We start from the raw sequence: 14,485 nt of genomic DNA on the forward strand, positions 1-14,485 counted from the left end.
CACACCACCGACGGCAACGACCTCACCTTCGCCTGCGGCCCCCATCACCGCCTGCTACGCCCCGGCGGCTGGACCACCCGCAAAAACACCAAAGGCGACACCCAATGGATCCCACCCCCACCCCTCGACACCGGCCAACCCCGCACCAACACCTTCCACCACCCCGAAAAGCTGCTGCGCGATGGAGACGACGATGAGGCGGCCGGCTCAAACGGTCCCATTTCCGGAAACTGAAAGGCGATCTCCAGACGGCCGAGTGGCGAGCTTGACGTTCAGGCCGCCCATGGGCCCACACCGCCGACCTTCTCGATCGTGATGTGAGTCAGGTAGCCGGCGGGCGCGTCCGGCGGTGGGAACCCCGTGCCGGGGCCGAAGATGGTCGTGGCGATCTCATCGAGCAGTTCGGGCGCACCGCCCTCCTCGACGCGCGCGGTGCCCCTGACCGACAGATACGGCGTCTGCGGCCCGCTGCGGTCGGTGGACGCGATGGTCACGGCCACGCGGGGATCACGCCGGATGTTGCGGATTTTCTGATGCTCCTGCAGATGAGCGGTGACTAACTCATCACCGCCGTCGGCTGTACTGCGCACCATCACCCAGACCAGGCTGACTTGCGGGCTGCCGTCGCGATTGATCGTGACGAGCGTGGCCGGGTCGGACCCGATGAGTTGACGTGCGCTGTCACTGAGTCTCGTTGTGTTCATTGCGTTCTCCTGATGCGTCGTGGCTCCAGGCAATTCGGTTGCCTATCCATACGACGAAGAAGCTGTACGCAATCCGACAGCTCAAAGCCCGGCGCGAAATCGCGCCGGCCGAGCGCTAAAGGATTTGCATCTGCTCGGGTTGCGGCTCGGCCGGCTCGAGCAGCTGCGGGCCGTTGTTGCGGACGTTGTTCACCAGCGTCGAGACCTCACGCATTCGGATGGCGCGCACGTCGGGCGTGCGGTCCAGCAGGTCCCGATCGATCTCGGCGTCCGGGTCGAGCCACCGGTCCCAGTCACGTTCGGGCACCACCAGCGGCATCCGATCGTGAATCTGCGCGAGCTCGCCGGGCGCATCGGTGGTGATGATCGTGCAACTCAGCAGCGGCGCGGCGTCCTTGGCCGGTTTCCACACCGACCACAGGCCCGCCATGAATAGCGGCTCCCCGTCCTCGCGGTACATGAAGAACGGCGTCTTACGGGTCTTCTTGCCGGCCGCGTCGGCGGAGTTGACCCGCCACTCGTAGTAGCCATCCATCGGGATCAGGCAGCGCTTGGACTTCGCGCTGGTCCGGAAGGCCGGAGAGGTGGTGACCTTGTCCGCGCGGGCGTTGATCAGCATCGGCCCCTTGGTGTCGGGCGCGCCGCCGGAACCGGCCTTGGCCCACGGCGGCACCAAACCCCAGCGCATCAGACGCACCCGGCGCGTCGGCTGGTCTTCGGGCTCGGAATGCCGGCTGACCACCGTCGCGATGGTCGAAGTCGGGGCCACGTTGTAGTTGGGGCCCGTCGATCCGGCGTCCGCGCCGGTGGCCTCGTCGATCGCCTTGATCTTCTGGGCCAGCAAAGCCGGGTCGGTGGTGACCGCGAACCTTCCGCACATAACACCCATGGTGGCAGAAACCGGTGACAGGCAATGATGGAGCGGTGAGTACGTGGCAGGCCCCCGTGGCGGCGCAACCGGTGCGCGCGACCGTGACCGTTCCGGGATCGAAATCGCAGACCAACCGCGCCCTGGTGCTGGCGGCCCTGGCCGCCGCCCAGGGGCAAGGCACCCCGACCATCACCGGCGCGCTGCGCAGCCGCGATACCGACCTGATGATCGGGGCGCTGCGCACCCTGGGCCTGGACATCGACGGCGACGAGGACGGTGACGGGACCGAACTGACCGTCGGCGGTCGCGTGTCGCCCGAACCGATGGCCCAGGTCGATTGCGGGCTGGCCGGCACAGTGTTGCGGTTCGTCCCGCCGCTGGCGGCGCTGGCCGAATCGATCGTGGAGTTCGACGGCGACGAGCAGGCCCGGGCGCGGCCCATCGTCCCGCTGCTGGACGCGCTGCGCGGGCTCGGCGTGCGGATCGACGGCTCCGGTCTCCCCTTCCGCGTGCTGGGCACCGGCTCGGTCATCGGCGGGACCGTGAACATCGACGCCTCGGCCTCGTCGCAGTTCGTGTCGGGGCTGCTGTTGTGCGCCGCATCGTTCGCCGAGGGGCTGACCGTGCAACACACCGGCGGGGCGCTGCCGTCGGCGCCGCACATCGCCATGACAGTGACGATGTTGCGCCAGGCCGGCGTCGACGTCGACGACTCCGTCCCCAACCGCTGGCGGGTGGCGCCGGGACCGGTCGCCGCCCGGCACTGGGAGGTGGAGCCGGACCTGACGAACGCCGTGCCCTTCCTGGCCGCGGCGGTGGTCACCGGTGGCGCGGTGCGCATCACCGGCTGGCCGTCGAGCAGTGTGCAGGCGGCCGACAACATCCTGAGCGTGCTGGCCAAGCTCAATGCCGTTGTGCAGCACACTGATTCGTTCCTGGAGGCGCGCGGATCCGGCGACTACGACGGTTTCGACGTCGACCTGCGCGCGGTCGGCGAGCTGACGCCGTCGGTGGCCGCCCTGGCGGCGCTGGCGACGCCGGGATCGGTGTCGCGGCTGTCCGGCATCGCGCATCTGCGCGGGCATGAGACCGATCGGCTGGCCGCGCTGCGCAAGGAGATCAACCGGCTGGGCGGCGACTGCACCGAAAGCCCCGACGGCCTGGTGATCACCGCGACCCCATTGCAGTCCGGAACCTGGCGCGCCTATGCCGACCACCGGATGGCGATGGCCGGCGCCATCATCGGGCTGCGGGTGCCCGGGGTCGAGGTCGACGACATCGGCTCCACCGCCAAGACGCTGCCGGACTTCCCGCGGCTGTGGGCCCGGATGCTGGAGCCCGGGAAAGAGCCCGGCATGTGAGGCCCGGCGACTACGACGAGTCCGACGTCAAAATCCGCTCCGGCCGGGGCTCGCGACCGCGGACCAAGACCCGTCCCGAGCACGCGGACGCCGAGGCGGCCATGGTGGTCAGCGTCGACCGCGGCCGCTGGGGGTGCGTGCTGGGCGGCGACGTCGATCGCCGGGTCACCGCCATGCGGGCCCGTGAGCTGGGCCGCACCCCGATCGTGGTGGGCGACGACGTCGACGTGGTGGGCGATCTGTCCGGGCGCCCCGACACGCTGGCCCGCATCGTGCGTCGCGGAGAGCGCCGAACGGTGTTGCGGCGCACCGCCGATGACACCGATCCCACCGAGCGGGTGGTGGTCGCCAACGCCGATCAGCTGCTGATCGTGGTCGCGCTGGCCGACCCGCCGCCGCGCACCGGCCTGGTGGACCGAACGCTGATCGCCGCCTACGCCGGCGGGCTCACGCCGATCCTGTGCCTGACCAAAACCGATCTCGCCCCGCCGGAGCCGTTCGCTCGGCAATTCGTCGACCTGGACCTCACGGTGGTCGAGGCCGGCCGCGACGATCCCCTGCTCGCGGTGGCGGACCTGCTCGCGGGGAAAATCACCGTGCTGCTCGGCCATTCGGGCGTCGGCAAGTCCACCCTGGTGAACCGCCTGGTGCCCGACGCGGACCGCGCCGTCGGCGACGTGACCGACATCGGCAGGGGGCGGCACACCTCGACTCAGTCGGTGGCGCTGCCGTTGACCGAGCCGCTGGGCACCACCGGCTGGGTGATCGACACGCCGGGCATCCGGTCCTTCGGGCTCGCCCACATCCAGCCCGACGACGTCATGATGGCGTTTTCCGACCTGGCCGAGGCCATCGCCGACTGCCCGCGCGGCTGCGGGCACATGGGTCCGCCGGCCGACCCCGAGTGCGCGCTGGACACCCTGACCGGGGCCGCCGTCCGCCGCGTCGCCGCGGCGCGGCGGCTGCTGGCCGCGCTCAACCAGACTTCCTAGCCAGCCGCACGCCGAGCTCGTCGGGCGGCACCAGATGGCCCTCCGCGCAACGGATTTCGACCGTCGCCTCGGCGCCGCAGCCCAAATGGGCCAGCCGCAGCCGGTTGTGCCCCGGCAGATGGCGCCTGCCCCACTCGAACATCGCCCACACCACCGGCATGAACTCGATGCCGGCCTGGGTGAGCACGTACTCGTCGCGGCTGCGCTGCCCGGGTTCGCGATAGGGCTGGCGGCGCAGCAGGCCCAACTCGACCAGTTCGCTCAGCCGCGCCGAAGTGGCGGCCTTGGTGATGCCCACCCGGCGGGCGAAGTCGTCGAATCGGGTGGTGCCGTAGTACGCCTCGCGCATGATCAGCATCGCGGATTTGGTTCCGACGACCGCCATCGTCTTCTCGATCGCGCACTGTCCCACCGCCGACCACGAGTCGCGGTCGGCCAGCGGTCCTTGCAGCAGTGTCATCTAAATCACCTCCGCACCTGGGTTGCTTTAAGCATACCGAGGTGTTTATCTGGGTACAGCGATCTATACCTAGATGATCTGGACTCGAGGAGGAGTCATGAATCGCGACGCCGTCATCGTCGGAGCCGTCCGCACCCCCATCGGCAAGGGCAAGGCCAGCGGTGCGCTGCACGACGTGCTGCCCGCCGATCTGCTGGCGCACAGCCTGCGCGAACTGGTCGCACGCACCGGCGTCGATCCGGCCCAGGTCGACGACGTCATCGCCGGCGCCGTCACCCAGGTGGGCGACCAGGCGGCCAACATCGCCCGTAATGCCCTGCTGGGCGCGGGGTTCCCGGAGTCGGTCCCCGGCGTGACGATCGACCGCCAGTGCGGCAGCAGCCAGCAGGCCATCAGCTTCGCCGCGCAGGGCGTGATCGCCGGCGCCTACGACATCGTCATCGCCGGCGGCGTGGAGTCGATGAGTCGCGTGCCGATGGGCTCCCAGGTATCACCGGGCAGCAACCCGATGGGCGCGGACATGACGCGGCGCTACCCCGACGGCCTGGTGCCGCAGGGCATCAGCGCCGAACTGATCGCCGCGAAGTGGGGCTTTTCGCGCGCCCAGCTCGACGAATTCTCCGCCGGCAGCCACGAGAAGGCCGCCCGCGCCACCAAGGAAGGGCTGTTCGACAACGAGCTCATTCCGATCGCCGGGCTGGCCACCGACGAGATCATCCGCCCCGGCACGACGGTCGAGACGCTGGCCGGATTGCGGCCGGCGTTCTACAGCGACGCGGCCAAAGCCCGCTTCCCGCAGATCAATTGGGAGATCACCCCCGGCAACTCCTCGCCGCTGTCGGACGGTAGCGCCGCGGTGCTGATCACCAGCGGCGAGGCCGCCAAGAAACTGGGGCTGCGACCGTCGGCCCGGATCCACACGACCACCGTGGTGGGCTCCGACCCGCTCTACATGCTGACCGGCGTCATTCCGGCCACCGAGAAGGTCTTACAGCGGGCCGGCCTGACGCTGGCCGACATCGACCTGTTCGAGGTGAACGAGGCGTTTGCGCCCGTCGTGCTTGCCTGGGCGCAGGACACCGGGGCGGACCTGGCCAAGACCAACGTCAACGGCGGGGCGATCGCGATCGGTCACCCGTTGGGCGCCAGCGGCGCTCGGCTGATGACGACGCTGGTCAACGCTCTCGAGCAGCGCGGCGGCCGGTACGGCCTGCAGACGATGTGCGAGGGCGGCGGCATGGCCAACGCCACCATCATCGAGCGACTGTGAGCCGGTCGATGTCGCAGGCCACCTCGAACATCTTCGTCGTCGGCGGGACCGGAGCCCAGGGCATGCCCATCATCCGCGCGCTCGTCGCCGACAAGAAATACTCGGTTCGGTTTCTCACTCGCGACGTAGGCAGCCGGCGAGCCAGGGAACTGCTGGAGCTCGAAAACGTCTCCGCCGTGGAGGGCTCGTTCGCTGACGAAGCGACGCTGCGAGAGGGATTCCGCGGTTGTGACGGAGCCTTCGTCAATATCGACGGGTTCAACACCGGCGAGAAGGCCGAGACCTACTGGGCGATCCGCAGTTACGAGATCGCCATCGAAGAAGGAATCACATTCTTCGTGTACGGAAACCTCGACTACGGGCTGAAGAAGGCGGGATACGACTCTCGGTTCCGCACCGGTCACTACGACGGCAAGGGGCGCATTGGCGAGTGGATTCTGTTCCAGAATCAGGTGAATCGCGATCGGATGGGCGCGGCGCTGTTCACGTCGGGCCCCTACCTCGAGATGGTGATCTCGCCGGGTACCCCGATGACGCCCACCGTCGAGGACGGCGTCCTGACGTGGCGTGTTCCACTCGGAGACGGGGCCGTGCCGCACGTGTCGCTCGAGGACTGCGGTTACTACGTCCGTTGGCTTTTCGACCATCCCGAGCGCGCGAACGGCATGGATCTCGAGGTGGCTGTCGACGACATCGCCTACGCCGATCTCGCCGCGGCGTTCGAGAAGGTCACTGGGCATCCGGCGCGGTACGTCGACACCGACCTGGACACGTACTGGCGAAACGGTCCACTCGGCGTCATTGCCGACGCGCCCGCGGGGTACAACGCCGACCGGAAGGACAAGAGCACCATGAACGTGCGCGACAACTTCACCGGGTTCTGGAATCTCTGGAAGCACCGCGTGATCAAACGGGATTATGCGCTCCTCGACGAGATCCACCCGAACCGGATCAGGAGTGCCGAGGAGTGGTTCCGGCGTCAAGATCACCTTGCGCGGGCGCGAACTGGTGGCGGCCTTTGGGAGGGGATCCAACCGGAGAATCGGACTCCGATACTCAAAATCGGCGAGGACAAGCGGCAAGGGAGGCTGTAGCCGATGTCTACCTCCGACCCACGCGAAATCCCCTTCGACGGCGTGCGCGTGCGCTATCACAGCGAGAAGAGCTACGAGGAACTCGTCGCCGCCCTACTGGCCGATATCGGCGACCAGCCGGTACCGATCAACGACATCGCCACTTCCACCGGTGACTGGGAGTCGTATCGGCAGGGCGTCGAATCACGAGTCGGGCCAAGCGGATTCATGTTGTTCGGCCTGGTTGACCACGGCGCCTGGATCACCAAGGCAGGCATCGACCGCAAGGCGTTGCGCGTCATTCTCGGCAATCCGCTGATCGCGATCACGATGCTGCGCCACGACGTGACAGCCGGGCTGTTCGCCCCGGTCGAGCTGCTGTTGCTCGAGGAGGGCTCAGGCAGCAGCCTGACCTACGTCAAGCCGTCGTCGCTAATGGTCGTCGAGCACAATCCCGAATTGCTGAGCGCCGCAGAAGGACTCGACGCGAAGCTGGCGGCGCTGGCCGAGAAGGTCACCGCGTGACAGGCGTTATCCCGTGCCGCTCAGCTGTTTTCGGCGGATGAGAGCCGGCGGTCGACAAGCGCGCACGGTCACCGACAGCGTCAGGGCGACGGCGAGCAGGTAGCACACCCCCGCGTAGACCGGATTGCCGGTGGGTGTTCCCCCGGCCGACAACCACAAACCCCCGAGCACGATCAGAAATGCCGGCCCGAAGACGGCGACGAAGGCGTTGCGTGCGCCGGGCGTGAACGCGGTGTTGCGCCACTGCCGCACCAGGATTGGAACGGCCACCACGGCGAACGCCCCGAGGATGATGTAGTACAGCGCCCGGCGCAGTGCGTTGTCGGGGTGCTCGTCTCCGGCCAGCAGGATCGGAACATTGGCGATTGCGAGGCCCACCGGCACCAGCACCGCGATCCCAAAAGTGCGGCCGATCAACGTAATCCGGCTCAGATATCGCCCGCGCTCAATGGGACGGGTGATCAGGAGCTGGCTGAACAGTGCGACGCAGGCCGGCCCGACGGTGGCGAACAGCAGGACGCTGCTCATCGGCACCGAGGCCAGCATCGGACGGTTGATCGCGTTGTCGGTTTTCCACGCCCACCAGCGCAGCTGCGGACCCAACTGATCGAAGATTTCGTAGAAGCAGTTGTGCACGAATCCCACGCACACCGCGCCAACGACCGCGCCCCAGTCCCGGAAGACGCCGAGGCCGCGCACCACCTCGTAGGCCAGCGTCATCATGGCGGGATACAGGGCGACGATGTAGAGCGGCAGCCGGTCGTACATGAACTGGACCGTGAAGACGTTGTGCGCGAACACCGCACCCAGGGAGCCGTCCACGCCGAAGACGGTGGGAAAATACAACGGCGGCTCAATGATGAGCAGGTAGATCACCGTGGCGAACCAGATCACGATGTTAACGGGGTCCCTGTCGCGGCGCAGTCGGCGGATCGCCCACCAGAGCGCCAGCACGGCGCCCGCGACGACCAGCAGCTCGAGCACCGGCAGCGTCCAATTCGCCAACCCGAACGGATTGCGCAGCGTCAACCACGGCGACGCGTGCTCGCAGCTGAACCCCAGCCGGTTGGCGATGCGTTCGATGTCGTCGCTGCATTGACCGCTCATCTGGTGGGTCCTTTTGTTCCTGCGCGGACAGAAGTGCTTACCGGAAGCTTGACGATACATGTCTAGCAAGCGGGCTCCGCCCCGAAGAACGACACACTCGCTGACGCCTGTCATTGACGACCGTCAGTCACTGGCGTACGGTGCGCCCATGGTGTCACGACGCGCGCCATCCGCGAGCGGATCACCGGGTACGAGCGTCCGCGAAACGCGCCGGCTGGAAACGCGGGCGCGGTTGTTCGACGCGGCGCTGGCCGAGATTGCGCGGCGCGGGCTGGCGGCCGCCGACGTCAGCGCGATCGTCGCCGATGCGGGCGTGGCTCGAGGGACGTTCTATTTCCACTTCCCGACCAAGGAGCACGTGCTCATCGAGGCGGAGCGCGTCGAGGAGACCCGCATCATCAGCGAACTCGGCGACGCCAAGGGGGATCTGGCGTCCGTGCTCGACCACCTCGTGCATCACGTCCTGCGCGCCGAAAGCCGGTTGGGCGCAGCGGTTTTCCGGGACATGCTCGGGTTGCATTTCTCCTCGACCCGTCCGGTCGAAGACGAGCTTGCCCAGCACCCGCTCGGACAGTTTCTGGTCGACGTCATCGGTCGAGCCCAGGACGCGGGCCAGGTCGTCGCCGAGGTGGACGCGGCCGAACTCGCGACGTTCTTCTCTAATGGACTCTTCGCGCTGCTGGCCACCGGGGCCCACGATGCCGCCTTGTTAAACCGTTACGTGACAACGATTGTCAAGGGAATGGAGAAGCGATGAATCAAACCGGCATCGAGGGCTATCGGAATTTCCTGGCCAGGCGCGACGGCGAGGCCGATCTGCTCAACAGGCGGCTGGCCAATCGCGAGCGGTTCTTCAGCGACCTGCAAACCAATCCCGTCCGGTCGGCCCATCCCGCCGACCGGGACATCTTCCTGCGCAACCTGCGACGCCGGCGACCCGAAGCCGGCCTGGACGACAAGATGCTCTTCCTGCTGGCCACCGCAAAGCTGAATCAGGCGGAGCGATTCGGCGTGGGCTTGGGTGAAACCTACGGGCGCAACAGCGACGAGAGCGTGCCGCCCGAACGGGTCTACCTCGAGTTGGAAGAGCACTACCACACCCGGCTGCTGGCGTACGCTCTCGATGCGTTCGACTTGACCTTCCAGGTTGTCCCACCACCCTTCGTCATCCGCCAGTTCGTCAAAGTAAACGTATTTTTGCCCGAACGGCTCGGCTTCATGTTCGTCGGAGCCGCGGAGATGGCGGGCTGCATCCTGTTCGATGAATTACGCCGGGCCGGCACAAGGCTTTTCGCCGACGAACCGCACGTCGCCGACCGAATCGAACTGCTTTACAGCGAAATCCTCACCGATGAGATCGGCCACGTCGGCTACTGCGCCTCGCGCTGCACCTCCGCCGAGCGGGCGGTGATGCGTCGAATCTATCCCCTCATCGGGCGGCTCTTCGCCCGTCAAACCGCGGAAATCAGCCTGCTCATCGATCCGAAGGCGCTGCACGCACGCCTCGATCGCCCCTTCGATGTCGAGGAACTCACCGCCGGCCTGGGCAACGAGACCTACCTGGTCACCCACCCCTGACGTAGTCGAACGACGTCATGCGCCGATTCCCTCGACTTCCTCCGCGGGAACGGATCGGGGCAGCACCTCCATGTAGTCGGAGAACGCGACCGTCCTTGCGCGGCGCTGATATTCGCGAACCAGGCCGGGCCAGTTGGTGGTGACCCGGCCGGAGGCGGTGCGGTACCAGGAGTCGCAGGTGGTCCACACGCCGTTGTCGAGACGGGACTGGATCTCGGTGTCGTAGGCCTGCTCGACGCTACGCCACACTTCGAACGCGCGACCCGTGCCGGCGCGCGCGAGGTGCTCGGTGATCTGGCGGATGTAGCGGGCCTGCTGTTCCATCATCAGGATGATCGAGCTGCTGCCGAGATTGGTGTTCGGGCCGTAGATCAGGAACATGTTGGGGAAGCCGGGCACGGCCATGCCGAGGTGGGCGCGCGCCCCCCGAGCCCACTGCGCATGCAGGTCGCGCCCGTCGCGGCCGGTGATGGTCATGGGCACAAGGAATTCGGTGGCCTTGAACCCGGTGCCGTAGATGATGACATCGACCTCGTGCAGCGACCCGTCGGCGGTGCGCACCCCAGTCGCCGTCACCTCGGTGATAGCGCCGGTCTCGACCGAGACGTCGTCACGGGCCAGCGCCGGATACCACTCGCTGCTGAACAGCACCCGCTTGCAGCCGATCGGATAGTCGGGCGTGACCTTCGCTCGCAGCGCCCGATCCTTGATGTGCCGCTTGATGTTCAGCGACGCGACCACGCCAATCAGCCGCGCGAACGGCGCGACCTTGGTCAGCGCCAGGCCGAAGAATTCCGAGATCTCCCAGATCAGTTCGCGCATGGCGGCGGCGAAGCCGGGCACCCTCCGGAAGGCGGCGTGGTGCGCACCCGTATAGGCGCGATCCGGTTTCGGGATGACGTACGGCGCGGAACGCTGAAAAACGGTGACGTGCCGCGCGGCCTCGCGGATGCGCGGAACGAACTGGATCGCCGACGCGCCGGTGCCCAGGACGGCGACGCGCTTGCCGGTCAGGTCGACGTCGTGGCGCCATTGCGCCGAGTGGAACGACGGGCCCTCGAACAGGTCCAGTCCCGGGATCGCCGGCAGCGCCGGACGCGACAGCTGGCCCACCGCCGGCACCAGGACGTCGGCCTCGAAGATCTCGCCGCCCGAGGTCGTCACCCGCCAGGTGGCGGTGCCGTCGTCATAGGCGGCGGAGGTGACCTCCACGCCGGTGCGCACCAGGTCGCGCAGGCCGAACCGGTCGGCGGTGTCACGGATGTAGCCGAGGATGTCGGGCTGCTCGGCGTAGCGCCGGCCCCAGTTCGTCTTGCGGGCGAAGGAGTAGGAGTACAGGTTCGACGGGACGTCGCATGCCGCGCCGGGGTAGGTGTTCTCCCGCCAGACGCCGCCGACGTCGTCGGCCTTCTCCAACACGGTCACGTCGGCCAGGCCGTCCTTGGACAGTTCGTATGCGGCGGCGAGTCCACCGAAGCCGGCCCCGATGACCAGCACGCGAGGGCGATGGGTCGAAGTCATGACTCAAACGGTATGGGCACACCGCCCCGCCTCCGCAGCCGATTGCGGTCGAGAAATCCATATTTCCGGCCACGACCGGTGGGCCCGCGGACAATTGGCTGTCCAGACGGCCGGCGACTCAGACGGCCAGCGACCGCGCGCGGGGCGCCACCGAGCGCTGATAGCGCGCGGGCGTGGTGCCGGTCCAGCGTTTGAACGCGGCGATGAAGCTGGTCGCCTCCGCATAACCCAGCCGCAGCGCGACGTCCTCGACCGAGAGCGCGCCGGTGGCCAGCAGCTCCTCGGCCAGGACGCGATGCACCTCCTCGGCCAGCTCCCGAAAGCTCGTGTTCTCCTCGGCCAGCCGCCGCCGCAGCGTCCGCTCGCTCATCGCCAACTGCCGGGCGACGGCGGCGATCGTGTGCGGTTCGCCGTCGATCGACGCCAGGCGCTCCCGCACCCGCAGGGCGACACCGGTGCGGGCCCGGCGGCGTTCCAGCAGGGCGCTGCATTGCTGCTCGCACATGGCCACGCTCGGCTCGCTGGCGCGAGGCAGCCGGGTGTCCAGCAGCGCGACCGGCACGCGCGCGACGTTGGCCGGGGAGTCGTAGTGCGGTGCCACGCCGAACACCTCGCGGGCCGCGTCGTCCCCCTCCGACGGCGCCGGGCCGCTGAATTCGATCGCGGTGAACGGGACGCGGCCGCCGAGCAACTCCGCCATGACGCGGGCAATCGCCGCGAGATCACGTCGCACCAGAAACTCCGCGACCGGACCGGTCAGGTCGGGCAGGTCGAGCCGCAGCGTCGCGACCGGTCCCTCGACGGTCACGGTCGGCAGGCAGAACCCGTAGCTGAGCTCGTAGAAACGGGCCGCGAACTGGACGGCGTCACCCAGCGTCGAGCTGGTCAGGCACGCAAAGCCGAAGATGCCGAGCGATCCCACATGATAGCTGCCGCCCACCTGCATGCCCAGGTTGGCCGCCCCGGCCGCCTCCCCCAGCAGGTCCACCAGATTCGTCGCGACCGCCAACTCCTGGCGCCCGACGATCATCCGGTCGTGATCGTGCAGGTCGGCCTCCGACAATCCGGACCCGTTGAGCATGTCCGCCGCCGCAAGCCCTTGCCTGCAACCGAATTCGGTCATCAGCGCGACGCTGGCCGTGCTCCGCGGGAAATCCCAGTGCGACACCTGGGAACCGACGAACACCTGCACGTCCTCCAGTATGGCCAACGCTTCGGGGCATGCACGCGGACCTTTACCGGGTTGCGACGCCGGAGTATTGTTCGCGCGTGCCAGCCAGGCGCGGTGAGCACGGTCGGAGGTGACGTCGGTGGGTCGTGTCGCGGTGATCACCGGAGCTAGCCGGGGCATCGGCGCGGCAACCGCATTGGTCCTGGCGGAGCAGGGATTTCGGGTGGTCGTCAACTACCGGTCCAGCGCCGACGAGGCAGACCAGGTGGTGGCGGCCGTGACCGATGCCGGCGGCGTGGCCGCCGCGATCCGGGCCGACGTCACGCAGCCCGACGACGTCGCCGCAATGGTCGACGAAACTAACGACAGGTGGGGCGGCATCGATGTGCTCGTGCACAACGCACTGATCCCCTACGACGTCACCTCGTTCGCCGATCTGAGCTGGGAGCAGCTCGGCGGCAAACTGGACCGCGAGCTGCGTGCCACCTTTCTGCTGACAAAAGCCGTTGCGCCGCGCATGATTTCGCATGGCTATGGCAGGTTGATCTATCTGACTACTGTGCTGTCCCGCCGTCCCCGGCAAGGCATGATCACGTTGGGAACCGCCAAGGCGGCGATGGATCAGTTCGTCCGTTACGTCGCGCTCGAGCTGGCTCCACACCAGATCACCGCCAACCTCGTTTCGCCCGCCACGGTCGCCGACCCGACGGCGAACTCGCTGTTGACGGCGGAAGAAGTAGGCCAGCTCGGGGCGACAAATCCCATGGGGCGGCTCGTCACGCCGGAAGAGGTGGCCAAGACAGTGGCGTTTTTGGCCGGCGAGGATTCCGGTTTCATCACCGGCCACTGCCTGGAAGTCAACGGCGGCCTCGCCATGGATTGACGGCCGATCCGTCCGGAAAGGGGTGCGCCGTGCACACGATCGATCTCGCTTACGTCGGGCGTGGCATTCACGAGGAGCTGATCGCTCATGTCGCCGATCAGGAGGGCTACTACCGCGACGAAGGTGTGCACGTCGCAATCCGCGACGGGGTGGGCTGGACAGCGCAGCGGCTGCGCCACGTCGCGGCGATCGGCCTGGGCCGGGCGTTGCTGTCGCGGCTTGCCGACGGGATCGGCTGGAAGGCGTTGAGCGTCAACACCGATCGCCCACTGTTTTGGTTCCTCGGCAACGCCGAGGTGAAGACCATGAGCGATCTTCGCGGGCGCCGCCTGGCCGTGCACGCCGCCGATAACCCGCCGGGCGCTTTCGCCCGGATCGTGTTGCGCAAACACGGCTTGGACCCCGACCGTGACCTGCACTGCGTGGTGCGGCATCCCGGTGACTACCAGATGGACCTGCGCAGGCTGCGCGACGGTTCGATCGATGCCGCCTACGTGGGCAGCACGCTGTCCCCCGAACAGGTCGCCGCCGAAGAGGGCTTTCACCTGCTGGCCTGGGTCGGCGATCACTTCCAGATCCCCACGGTGGGCGTCGCGGTCGACCCAGTCCACATTCCACTGGATAGCCCCGCGCTGGGGGCCCTCGTCCGGGCCAATCAGCGCGCGCTGCGACTGCTCGCCGAACACCCAAGCCGCGCAGTCGAATACGTACACTGGTTCCTCGACCGGCTCACGCCGCAAGAAGCGCAACGACACTACGAGCGCTACGTCGGGCCCTACTTCACCCCCGACTACCGGGTGGACCTGCGGGTCGCGCAGCAGTCGATCGACGCGGTCGCACGCGAGCTCGGCATTGCGCCGGTCGCGGCAGCCGACTTCTACCGGACCGGCTAGTCACAACGGTCGCGCCGAGCGTGCATTCCTGGCGGCAAATCAGCGAAATCTTCACCGTGAGAACGGCGCGCCGCAG

15 protein-coding genes and 1 pseudogene are annotated in these 14,485 nt (G+C 67.7%); 10 read left to right on the forward strand and 6 right to left on the reverse strand.

What is annotated here, in order from left to right:
* Positions 1-234 (forward strand): annotated as a pseudogene (locus tag DQP58_RS22535) (HNH endonuclease signature motif containing protein); the annotation flags it as partial.
* A 38-nt stretch (positions 235-272) separates the two neighbouring features.
* On the opposite strand, the gene DQP58_RS22540 reads toward DQP58_RS22535, so the two are convergent.
* Both DQP58_RS22540 and DQP58_RS22545 read right to left on the reverse strand, forming a co-directional pair.
* On the reverse strand, positions 273-704 hold the full coding sequence (locus DQP58_RS22540; protein ID WP_112710394.1) for a TIGR03618 family F420-dependent PPOX class oxidoreductase: 432 nt from the start codon (positions 702-704) through the stop codon (positions 273-275).
* A 115-nt stretch (positions 705-819) separates the two neighbouring features.
* Positions 820-1,584: an SOS response-associated peptidase gene (locus tag DQP58_RS22545; RefSeq protein ID WP_112710395.1), complete on the reverse strand. Its 765-nt coding sequence runs from the start codon at positions 1,582-1,584 to the stop codon at positions 820-822.
* A 44-nt stretch (positions 1,585-1,628) separates the two neighbouring features.
* Here DQP58_RS22545 and aroA point away from each other — a divergent pair, with 44 nt between their 5' ends.
* Positions 1,629-2,936, forward strand: a complete 1,308-nt coding sequence (gene aroA / locus DQP58_RS22550; RefSeq protein ID WP_112710396.1) for a 3-phosphoshikimate 1-carboxyvinyltransferase — start codon at positions 1,629-1,631, stop codon at positions 2,934-2,936.
* Complete coding sequence (gene rsgA / locus DQP58_RS22555; protein WP_112710397.1) at positions 2,933-3,928, forward strand: ribosome small subunit-dependent GTPase A; 996 nt, start codon at positions 2,933-2,935, stop codon at positions 3,926-3,928. The genes aroA and rsgA overlap by 4 nt, the downstream gene beginning before the upstream one ends.
* Here rsgA and DQP58_RS22560 read toward each other — a convergent pair.
* Positions 3,912-4,388, reverse strand: coding sequence for a winged helix-turn-helix transcriptional regulator (locus tag DQP58_RS22560; RefSeq protein WP_112710398.1), 477 nt, complete (start codon positions 4,386-4,388; stop codon positions 3,912-3,914). The two genes, rsgA and DQP58_RS22560, sit on opposite strands and share 17 nt — an antisense overlap.
* Positions 4,389-4,485: 97 nt before the next feature.
* On the opposite strand from DQP58_RS22560, the gene DQP58_RS22565 reads away from it, so the two are divergent.
* The 3 genes from DQP58_RS22565 to DQP58_RS22575 are packed head-to-tail and all read left to right on the forward strand — an operon-like array spanning position 4,486 to position 7,256.
* Positions 4,486-5,658: a thiolase family protein gene (locus tag DQP58_RS22565; protein ID WP_112710399.1), complete on the forward strand. Its 1,173-nt coding sequence runs from the start codon at positions 4,486-4,488 to the stop codon at positions 5,656-5,658.
* An 8-nt stretch (positions 5,659-5,666) separates the two neighbouring features.
* Positions 5,667-6,752: an NmrA family NAD(P)-binding protein gene (locus DQP58_RS22570; RefSeq protein WP_112710406.1), complete on the forward strand. Its 1,086-nt coding sequence runs from the start codon at positions 5,667-5,669 to the stop codon at positions 6,750-6,752.
* A gap of 3 nt (positions 6,753-6,755) precedes the next feature.
* Positions 6,756-7,256 (forward strand): DUF302 domain-containing protein, encoded by a 501-nt coding sequence (locus DQP58_RS22575; protein WP_112710400.1) that lies wholly within the window; start codon positions 6,756-6,758, stop codon positions 7,254-7,256.
* A 6-nt stretch (positions 7,257-7,262) separates the two neighbouring features.
* Here DQP58_RS22575 and DQP58_RS22580 read toward each other — a convergent pair whose 3' ends face one another.
* A complete protein-coding gene (locus DQP58_RS22580) occupies positions 7,263-8,363 on the reverse strand; it encodes a hypothetical protein (RefSeq protein ID WP_112710401.1) in 1,101 nt (366 codons plus the stop codon).
* A gap of 148 nt (positions 8,364-8,511) precedes the next feature.
* Here DQP58_RS22580 and DQP58_RS22585 point away from each other — a divergent pair, with 148 nt between their 5' ends.
* On the forward strand, positions 8,512-9,120 hold the full coding sequence (locus DQP58_RS22585; protein ID WP_112710402.1) for a TetR family transcriptional regulator: 609 nt from the start codon (positions 8,512-8,514) through the stop codon (positions 9,118-9,120).
* A complete protein-coding gene (locus DQP58_RS22590; protein ID WP_112710403.1) occupies positions 9,117-9,941 on the forward strand; it encodes a hypothetical protein in 825 nt (274 codons plus the stop codon). The genes DQP58_RS22585 and DQP58_RS22590 overlap by 4 nt, the downstream gene beginning before the upstream one ends.
* A 15-nt stretch (positions 9,942-9,956) precedes the next feature.
* Here DQP58_RS22590 and DQP58_RS22595 read toward each other — a convergent pair whose 3' ends face one another.
* Together DQP58_RS22595 and DQP58_RS22600 are read right to left on the reverse strand one after the other, a co-directional pair.
* Positions 9,957-11,462: a flavin-containing monooxygenase gene (locus tag DQP58_RS22595; protein ID WP_112710404.1), complete on the reverse strand. Its 1,506-nt coding sequence runs from the start codon at positions 11,460-11,462 to the stop codon at positions 9,957-9,959.
* A gap of 118 nt (positions 11,463-11,580) precedes the next feature.
* The gene (locus DQP58_RS22600) at positions 11,581-12,654 is read right to left on the reverse strand and encodes an AraC family transcriptional regulator (RefSeq protein WP_205869513.1); all 1,074 of its coding nucleotides are present in this window, start codon (positions 12,652-12,654) and stop codon (positions 11,581-11,583) included.
* A gap of 118 nt (positions 12,655-12,772) precedes the next feature.
* On the opposite strand from DQP58_RS22600, the gene DQP58_RS22605 reads away from it, so the two are divergent.
* On the forward strand, positions 12,773-13,516 hold the full coding sequence (locus DQP58_RS22605; RefSeq protein ID WP_112710408.1) for an SDR family NAD(P)-dependent oxidoreductase: 744 nt from the start codon (positions 12,773-12,775) through the stop codon (positions 13,514-13,516).
* Positions 13,517-13,545: 29 nt separating this feature from the next.
* Positions 13,546-14,409 carry an ABC transporter substrate-binding protein gene (locus DQP58_RS22610; RefSeq protein ID WP_112710405.1) on the forward strand — a complete coding sequence of 288 codons (864 nt, stop codon included), beginning with the start codon at positions 13,546-13,548 and terminating at the stop codon, positions 14,407-14,409.
* The last annotated feature ends 76 nt before the right edge of the window (positions 14,410-14,485 follow it).

The sequence above is a fragment of the Mycobacterium colombiense genome (genome assembly GCF_003284975.1).
GTDB lineage: Bacteria > Actinomycetota > Actinomycetes > Mycobacteriales > Mycobacteriaceae > Mycobacterium > Mycobacterium europaeum_A.

Coding starts and splice junctions, on each gene's coding strand:
- DQP58_RS22540 (WP_112710394.1), bottom strand. CDS start 704: ATGAACACAACGAGACTCAGTGACAGCGCACGTCAACTCATCGGGTCC.
- DQP58_RS22545 (WP_112710395.1), bottom strand. CDS start 1,584: ATGTGCGGAAGGTTCGCGGTCACCACCGACCCGGCTTTGCTGGCCCAG.
- DQP58_RS22560 (WP_112710398.1), bottom strand. CDS start 4,388: ATGACACTGCTGCAAGGACCGCTGGCCGACCGCGACTCGTGGTCGGCG.
- DQP58_RS22565 (WP_112710399.1), top strand. CDS start 4,486: ATGAATCGCGACGCCGTCATCGTCGGAGCCGTCCGCACCCCCATCGGC.
- DQP58_RS22570 (WP_112710406.1), top strand. CDS start 5,667: ATGTCGCAGGCCACCTCGAACATCTTCGTCGTCGGCGGGACCGGAGCC.
- DQP58_RS22575 (WP_112710400.1), top strand. CDS start 6,756: ATGTCTACCTCCGACCCACGCGAAATCCCCTTCGACGGCGTGCGCGTG.
- DQP58_RS22580 (WP_112710401.1), bottom strand. CDS start 8,363: ATGAGCGGTCAATGCAGCGACGACATCGAACGCATCGCCAACCGGCTG.
- DQP58_RS22585 (WP_112710402.1), top strand. CDS start 8,512: ATGGTGTCACGACGCGCGCCATCCGCGAGCGGATCACCGGGTACGAGC.
- DQP58_RS22590 (WP_112710403.1), top strand. CDS start 9,117: ATGAATCAAACCGGCATCGAGGGCTATCGGAATTTCCTGGCCAGGCGC.
- DQP58_RS22595 (WP_112710404.1), bottom strand. CDS start 11,462: ATGACTTCGACCCATCGCCCTCGCGTGCTGGTCATCGGGGCCGGCTTC.